The sequence below is a fragment of the Pseudomonas sp. NPDC079367 genome, assembly GCF_044542195.1.
In the GTDB taxonomy this organism is placed as follows: Bacteria; Pseudomonadota; Gammaproteobacteria; order Pseudomonadales; family Pseudomonadaceae; genus Aquipseudomonas.
In genome coordinates, this window is sequence record NZ_JBITTW010000009.1 from 121,506 (window position 1) to 128,715 (window position 7,210).

Genomic DNA, 7,210 nt, shown 5'->3' on the forward strand with positions numbered 1-7,210 from the left:
GATCGTCCTCCCTGGCGATTCAGTCAATTGGCCCGATGTTGATCATCAGGTCATCGCCCAGCCCCTGCACCTTGGCCAGCACATCGACCGGCGTCTCGCTGGAAAAGTGCACGACGTAGCCCATGCCGCTGCCGTCCTCTTCAATCGCGCTGACCCACAGCTCGACCTCGTCAGCATCCAGCCCCAGCGCCTGGCCAAACTGGCGGTTGCGGTGATCGGCATCGGTTTCGTCCATCGGATAATCGCTCATTGCAAATATCTCCCCGGGGGTTGGCCCCGTCTCTGGCTGCTTATAGCGGTCTTAAGGATGGACGTCTGCGATGGGGAAACAGTTCGTTTTTTCAGCCGAGCATCGAGCGCAGCTTGCGCAGCAGATCCACGGGCGCGTAGGGCTTGGCGATCAATTCGAATTCATTGTCCGCCAGCTCACTGGCCGTCGACTCGTCGGCGCAGTACCCGGTCGTCAGCAGTATTTTCATGGTCGGATAGCGCCGGCTGATTTCCCGCGCCAGGGCCAGCCCGTTCATCTCGCCGGGCATGACCAGATCGGTGAACATCAAGTCGTACTTGTTGCTCTGCAGCCCTGCCAACGCCTCACTCGCATTTGCAGCGATGTCGGTGCGGTAACCGTGTTCGGACAGAACCAGACGCGCCAGCTCAGCGACTTCCGGACGGTCCTCGACGATCAGGATGCGCTCCGTGCCCTTGAGCTGTTCGGCATCGGGCGACGACTCGGACTTCACCAGCAGACTGTCGTCGGCCGCAAAGAACAGGCGCACCGTGGTGCCGAGGCCTGGCGTCGATTCGATCTTGATAACGCCACCGGATTGCTTGACGAAGCCGTAGACCATCGACAGCCCGAGGCCGGCGCCACTGCCCTCCTCTTTGGTGGTGTAGAACGGCTCAATGACCTTGTCGAGATCGTCGGCGGCAATACCCACGCCGTTATCGGCGATCGCGATGCACACGTAACGCCCTTCGACCAGTCCGGCCTGATGCGGATCCGCCGCGTCCGGTACATCGACGTTGCGGGTCTGCACCGTAATCATCGGCTGCTGTTGCTGACTCAGCGCATCGCGGGCATTGGATAGCAGATGATTCAGCGCCATCTCGGCCTGCGCCGGGTCGAGGCGGCAATTGCACAAGTCTGCAGCCAGTTCGAATCGCGGCTCAAGATCAGCGGATTCATGCGAAGGCAGTGTTGACCGCTCGAGCAAGGCATTGAGATTGATCACCCGACCTTCGAGCCGCTGCCGTCGTGAAAACGCCAGCAGATGCTGGGTGAGCAGACGTGCTTTTTCCGCCGCCGCGCGCGCATGACCGGCGCCTACCACAATGCGTTGCGGATCAATGCTCGGCCGCTTGACGGTGTGCTGGATCAGTTCGATGTAGCCGATCATCACTTGCAGCAGGTTGTTGAAATCGTGGGCAATGCCACCGGTCAACTGCCCCAGCGCTTCCATGTTTTCGCTGTAACGCAAACCGTCCTCGGCATCACGGCGGCGGCTGACGTCCATTTGCGAGGCGAAGAAATACACCAGTTGCCCGCGCTCGTTGAATAACGGCGCGATAAACAACTCGTTCCAGAACGACGAGCCGTCCTTGCGATAGTTGAGCACCTCCACACAGGTTTCGTGCTGGTGCTTGAGCGCTTGCTTGACCTGCTGTAACACGGCGCGATCGGTCTGTTCGCCCTGCAGAAACCTGCAGTTGCGCCCGAGCACTTCTTCCAGCTCGTAGCCGCTGAGTTCAAGAAACGCATTGTTGGCAAAAATGATGGGATCGTCGGGCTGCGCAGGGTCGGTGACGATCATGGCCATGCGGCTGACCTGCACCGCCGCGAAGAACACATCTTTGCGCTCTTGCGAAAGAACCGCTGCGTCGGCGCGGTCGACGATCGGCCTGGATTTTCTTGGCAAGTTGACCTCCGCTAAGCTCATTGCGTTTCGCTGTGACCATTACCAGCGAGAAGAGTGCCAAGGCCGGGCGCCGACAGCACGGGTGTCCGATGAGTTGCCGCACAATATCGATGGATCCGAATCGCGTCGCTGAGTGTCGAAAGCACACCGAGCACTGCACGCGGTTACCGCGTCTGGCAGTCTGCATAGTCAAATCCGAACCGCCAGGGAGAACCACCGTGGATTTGTTGTTTATGGGCACGTCTGCCGGCGTGCCGACCCGCCAGCGCAATGTCAGCGCCACGGCACTGATCGCGTCCGCCGGCAAAGGTTGGTACCTGATCGATTGCGGCGAAGGCACCCAGCATCAGGTGCTACACACGCCGCTGTCGCTGAGCGAGTTGCGGGCGATTTTCATCACCCATGTGCACGCTGATCATTGCCTGGGCCTGCCGGGTCTCCTGGCGAGCACCGGCATGTCCGGGCGCACGCGGCCGCTGGATATCATCCTGCCGGCAGCGCTGCATCCGTGGCTGAAAATGAGTCTGGAGGTGACGCAATCGCACCTGCCATTCGAGATCAACCTGCACGCGGTGGAAACGCTCACGCAGTGGCGCAACGTCAACGTCCAGGTGCAGACCATCGAGTTGTCACATCGCGTGCCGTGTCACGGTTATGTGTTCACCGAATCCGACCCGGAACCGCGTCTGGACGTTCAGCGTCTGGATGCCGAGGGAATCGAACGCGGCCCGCTCTGGGGTCAATTGGCCCATGGTCAGGACGTGGTGATTGACGGTCGGACACTGCACGCTCGCGACTATCTGCTCAGCGCACGCCCTGATCGGCGCATCATCGTCTGTGGCGATAACGATCGCCCTGCACTGCTGGCAGAAGTGGCGCAATCGGCAGACGTGCTGGTGCATGAAGCCACATTCGTGCAGGCAGCGATCGACCGCGCGCGTGCCAGTTACGGCCACAGTAGCGCCGCCGCTGTTGCCGGTTTCGCCGAATCCGCCGGGGTGCGCAATCTGGTGCTGACGCACTTCAGCGCGCGCTATCAGGCCAACCCGGCGGTGAGTCCGTCGATCGAAGATGTGCGTAGCGAAGCGGCGGCGCTGTACAACGGCCAACTGGTTCTGGCGCGGGATCTGCAGCGCTATCACCTCGACCGCTTTGGGCATTTGCAGCCTGTGGCAATCGAGCGCAAACCTCTGGAAGTCGCGCCTTAGCTATAAACCGCGTCCGCCCGGTGAGCAGGCGGACGCCGGTGGGCAGGGTTACTTCTTGGCTTCCTTGTCCGGATCCGCCGAGCGTTCGAGAAACGCTTCGGTAAGCTGCGGCAAGTGCTTGAGCAACCACTCGGCCATGGCCACTTCCTGCGGCAGAATCTGTTCGCAGGCCTTCTGTGTCTGCGTGTCCCCCGCTGCTTTCGCCGCTGCGATCAGGACGGTGTAGCTGGCGACTTCCATGTTCTCGAACACATAGCCAGCCATGGCGCCCTTGATCACCTCGTCGCTCATCAACGATCCACCGACGGCCTGACCGAACGCCATCAACTTGCCGCCCAGGTCCTTGATCGTCGATGAATCGCCACCCAGACGTTGCAGGCATTCGTCGATGAGTTTCTGTTGGCCGAGGGTTTCTTCGATGTGCTGATCGATGCGCGCCTTGAGCTGCGGGTAGTGTTCCAGGCGCTTGGATTGCGCCTTGAGCATCTGTTCGGCCTGTTGCTCCATGGCATGGGCGTCACGCAGCCAGTCGAGCAGGTTTTCCTGTGGAGTAGCCATTGTCGAGTCCTCTTCTTGATGATTTCACAGTGATCAACCGGGCCGCGCCATCGCATGTCAGGCGCGCCCCACGTGCCTTACAAGCCAGGCTTGGCCTGCGCGCCGGAGCCCAGGTCCGCACCGGTAACCGGTTCGCTGTTGGGGTCGGACATGGTGCGCATTTTCATTTTTTCCAGCAGGGCTTCGTCGGCGCTGTCCAGTTGCACGGTGGCCAGGCCATCGCCGCCGTCGACCGCCGGCGCTGGGCTTTCGACGAACTCCCAGTCGTCGCCCTGGTTCCACGGGCCGCGCATGCTTTCGGTGCCTTGCGACATGTTGAAATAGACGTTGGTGAACTCAGGCATGCCAGGCAGCTTGCCTTGCGGGAAGTTGGGCTGGATCGAGTGCAGGGCCTTTTCGAAGGACAACTGGTGCGCGATCTCGCGGGTCATCAGAAAGCCCAGAGCCTCTTTTACGCCGGGGTCATCGGTCACGTTCATCAAACGCTCATAGACGATTTTCGCCCGTGCCTCAGCGGCGATGTTGGAGCGCATGTCGGCGGTAGGCTCGCCGATGGTGTCGATGTACGCCGCCGTCCATGGCACGCCGGCCGAGTTGGTCAGCGGCGAACCGGCACCATAGAGCAGGCTGGTAATGTGCGAGTCATTGCCGTTGCCATTGAGCGAGCGATACAGCTCGCCTTCCTGTTCGACGCCTTCAGCCATCCGGCCTTTGGCGCCCTTGTTGAGCATCACGATGATCGAGCCAATGATCTCCAGGTGACTGAGTTCTTCAGTGGCGATGTCCATCAGCAGGTCCTTGCGTCCCGGATCGTCCTCGGCCAGGGCTTGAGTGAAATAGCGCGAAGCCGCCGCCAGTTCACCTTGTGCGCCGCCAAACTGCTCGAGCAACAGATTGGCCAGCCCGGGATTGGGCTCGGCGACACGAACGGTGTATTGAAGTCGCTTGTTATGTAGAAACATGACAAATCTCCTCAGTCGGATAAGCGTGGCAAGTCGTGGGTTAAAAGCCTGCCTACCCTTTTGTGAAGCACTGCTCGCGAGGAAATTTCAAAAAATTTTCAATCAGAGGACAAATGGTTTGAACCGCGTGAGCAAGCGAAACGGCAGTCTGCCGCTTGCGCTTGTTCAGTCAGGGTGGCTCGAGACGGTGTGGTTGCAGGGCGGATGATGACGACACGAACGCCCTTGGCAGAGAATTTTTAACGCAGTAGATGCACCGCCAGCCCAACCAGCGCACACCCCAGCAAGACCGGAATAACCCCGAGCTTGAAGCGAAACAGCGCAACGCCCGCCGCAATGGCAATCAAAGCCGAGGGCCAATCCAGGCTGGCGCTGAAACCCTGTGGCCAGAGCACGTGATAGCCGAAGAAACACGCCAGATTGAGAATCACCCCAACTACCGCAGCGGTAATGGCGGTCAGCGGTGCGGTGAATTTGAGTTCATCGTGTGTCGACTCCACCAGCGGGCCGCCGACGAGGATGAACAGGAACGAGGGCAGAAAGGTGAACCAGGTCACCAGCGCGGCGGCGATCGCTCCGGCGAGAAATACCTGATCGGCGCCAAACACCTGCGATACATAAGCGCCGACAAAACCGACAAACGCCACCACCATGATCAACGGCCCAGGCGTGGTTTCGCCGAGCGCCAGTCCGTCGATCATCTGCGTCGGGGTCAGCCAGCCGTAGTGGCCGACTGCGCCTTGATAGACATAGGGCAACACCGCATAAGCCCCGCCAAAGGTGAGCAGCGCTGCCTTGGTGAAAAACCAGCTCATCTGCGTCAGCGTGCCCTGCCAGCCGAATAGCGCGGTCAATACGCCCATGGGCAATGCCCACAGCGCGGCGCCAATCACGGCGAGCATGGCCAGTTTTGTCCAGCTGAAGCGGGCATGTACTGGTGTTGGCGTGTCGTCATCGATCAATGCCGGGGCAAAAGACTTTTTCGCCGCGCTATGGCCACCGACCCTGAACTTGTCGGGCGCCAGGCGACCGCCAAAATAACCGATCACTGCCGCGCCCAGCACGATCAGCGGAAACGGCACATTGAATGCAAAGATTGCGGTAAACGACGCCGCCGCTATCGCCCACAGCCAGTTGTTCTTCAGCGCCCGCGAGCCAATGCGATGCGCCGCCTGCACGACAATGGCGGTCACCGCAGGCTTGATCCCGTAAAACAGCCCGGCCACCACCGGCATTTCACCGAAGGCGATGTACAGCCACGACAGGAAAATAAGGATGAACAGCGAAGGCAACACGAACAACGCACCGGCCAGCACCCCGCCCCAGCTTCGGTGCATCAGCCAGCCGATGTAAGTGGCCAATTGCTGCGCCTCAGGCCCCGGCAGCAACATGCAATAGTTCAGCGCGTGCAGAAAACGCCGCTCGGAAATCCAGCGCCGCCGCTCGACCAACTCCTGGTGCATGATTGAAATCTGCCCGGCCGGCCCGCCAAAACTGATAAAGCCCAGCTTCAGCCAGAACCAGAACGCCTCGCGCAAACTGACGGCCTGCGGCTTCACGTCGTCATCACCCACCAATGGCTGAACTTCACTCATCGAGCTGTTCCTTTCATGCAGTCGGCAGGTTGTACCGGAAAAGCGCAACGAACAAAACGCCAGAAACGAAAAAGCCCCCGTAATCAGCAATGATTACGGGGGCTTCGTCTTGTTCAATAATGGCGGAGAGATAGGGATTCGAACCCTAGGTACCGGTGAAGGTACAACGGATTTCGAATCCGTCCCATTCGGCCACTCTGGCATCTCTCCAACGGCGCGCATCATAACAACACTTTCGTTGGTTGCGAACCCCCCAAACGAAATTTTTTCCGTGCTATCAGATGCTTGCGTCGATTAAAGCGGTACACCCAGACGAGCGGCGACTTCTTCGTAGGCTTCGATGACACCACCGAGGCCCTGGCGGAAGCGGTCCTTGTCCATCTTTTTCTTGGTGTCCTTGTCCCACAAGCGGCAGCCGTCCGGGCTGAACTCATCGCCCAGGACGATGGAGCCGTCGCTGAACACGCCGAACTCAAGCTTGAAGTCGACCAGCAGCAGGCCAGCGTCGTCGAACAGCTTGCTCAGGACTTCGTTGACCTTGAGCGACAGTTCCTTCATGCGCGCCAGTTGCTCGGCGGTGCCCCAACCGAATGCCACGACGTGGGATTCGTTGATGAACGGGTCGCCCTTGGCGTCGTCCTTGAGGAACAGTTCGAAGGTGTACGGATTGAGCTTCATGCCCTCCTCGACGCCCAGACGCTTGACCAGGCTGCCGGCAGCGTAGTTACGCACGACGCATTCGACCGGGATCATGTCGAGCTTCTTCACCAGGCATTCATTGTCGCCCAGCAGTTTGTCGAACTGGGTCGGCACGCCGGCCGCTTCGAGCTTCTGCATGATGAAGGCGTTGAACTTGTTGTTCACCATACCTTTGCGATCGAGCTGTTCGATGCGCTTGCCGTCGAACGCCGAGGTATCGTTGCGAAACAGCAGGATCAAGCGGTCAGCGTCGTCGGTCTTGTAAACCG

7 protein-coding genes and 1 tRNA gene are annotated in these 7,210 nt (G+C 59.9%); 1 reads left to right on the top strand and 7 read right to left on the bottom strand.

The features are described 5' to 3' along the window. Window positions 1-19: 19 nt before the first annotated feature. Window positions 20-250 (bottom strand): hypothetical protein, encoded by a 231-nt coding sequence (locus ACIGDJ_RS11415; protein WP_101158528.1) that lies wholly within the window; start codon window positions 248-250, stop codon window positions 20-22. Window positions 251-341: 91 nt separating this feature from the next. Next, window positions 342-1,919: a histidine kinase famiy protein gene (locus ACIGDJ_RS11420; protein WP_256589768.1), complete on the bottom strand. Its 1,578-nt coding sequence runs from the start codon at window positions 1,917-1,919 to the stop codon at window positions 342-344. Between the two features lie 218 nt (window positions 1,920-2,137). Between ACIGDJ_RS11420 and ACIGDJ_RS11425 the strand changes: the two genes are divergently transcribed. After that, window positions 2,138-3,127, top strand: a complete 990-nt coding sequence (locus ACIGDJ_RS11425; RefSeq protein ID WP_397478408.1) for a ribonuclease Z — start codon at window positions 2,138-2,140, stop codon at window positions 3,125-3,127. Between the two features lie 48 nt (window positions 3,128-3,175). Here the strand turns inward: ACIGDJ_RS11425 and ACIGDJ_RS11430 are convergent, their stop codons facing one another. From ACIGDJ_RS11430 to purC, 5 genes are all read right to left on the bottom strand, one after another. Then, window positions 3,176-3,685, bottom strand: a complete 510-nt coding sequence (locus ACIGDJ_RS11430) for a ferritin-like domain-containing protein (RefSeq protein WP_101158525.1) — start codon at window positions 3,683-3,685, stop codon at window positions 3,176-3,178. Window positions 3,686-3,762: 77 nt separating this feature from the next. Further along, on the bottom strand, window positions 3,763-4,647 hold the full coding sequence (locus tag ACIGDJ_RS11435) for a manganese catalase family protein (RefSeq protein WP_101158524.1): 885 nt from the start codon (window positions 4,645-4,647) through the stop codon (window positions 3,763-3,765). Window positions 4,648-4,886: 239 nt separating this feature from the next. Continuing rightward, complete coding sequence (gene chrA, locus ACIGDJ_RS11440; RefSeq protein WP_101158523.1) at window positions 4,887-6,242, bottom strand: chromate efflux transporter; 1,356 nt, start codon at window positions 6,240-6,242, stop codon at window positions 4,887-4,889. 120 nt (window positions 6,243-6,362) lie between these two features. After that, window positions 6,363-6,452 (bottom strand) — tRNA-Ser (locus ACIGDJ_RS11445). 84 nt (window positions 6,453-6,536) lie between these two features. Beyond that, window positions 6,537-7,210, bottom strand: a 674-nt coding sequence (purC, locus tag ACIGDJ_RS11450) for a phosphoribosylaminoimidazolesuccinocarboxamide synthase (RefSeq protein ID WP_397504554.1), incomplete at its 5' end; no start/stop codon positions are given.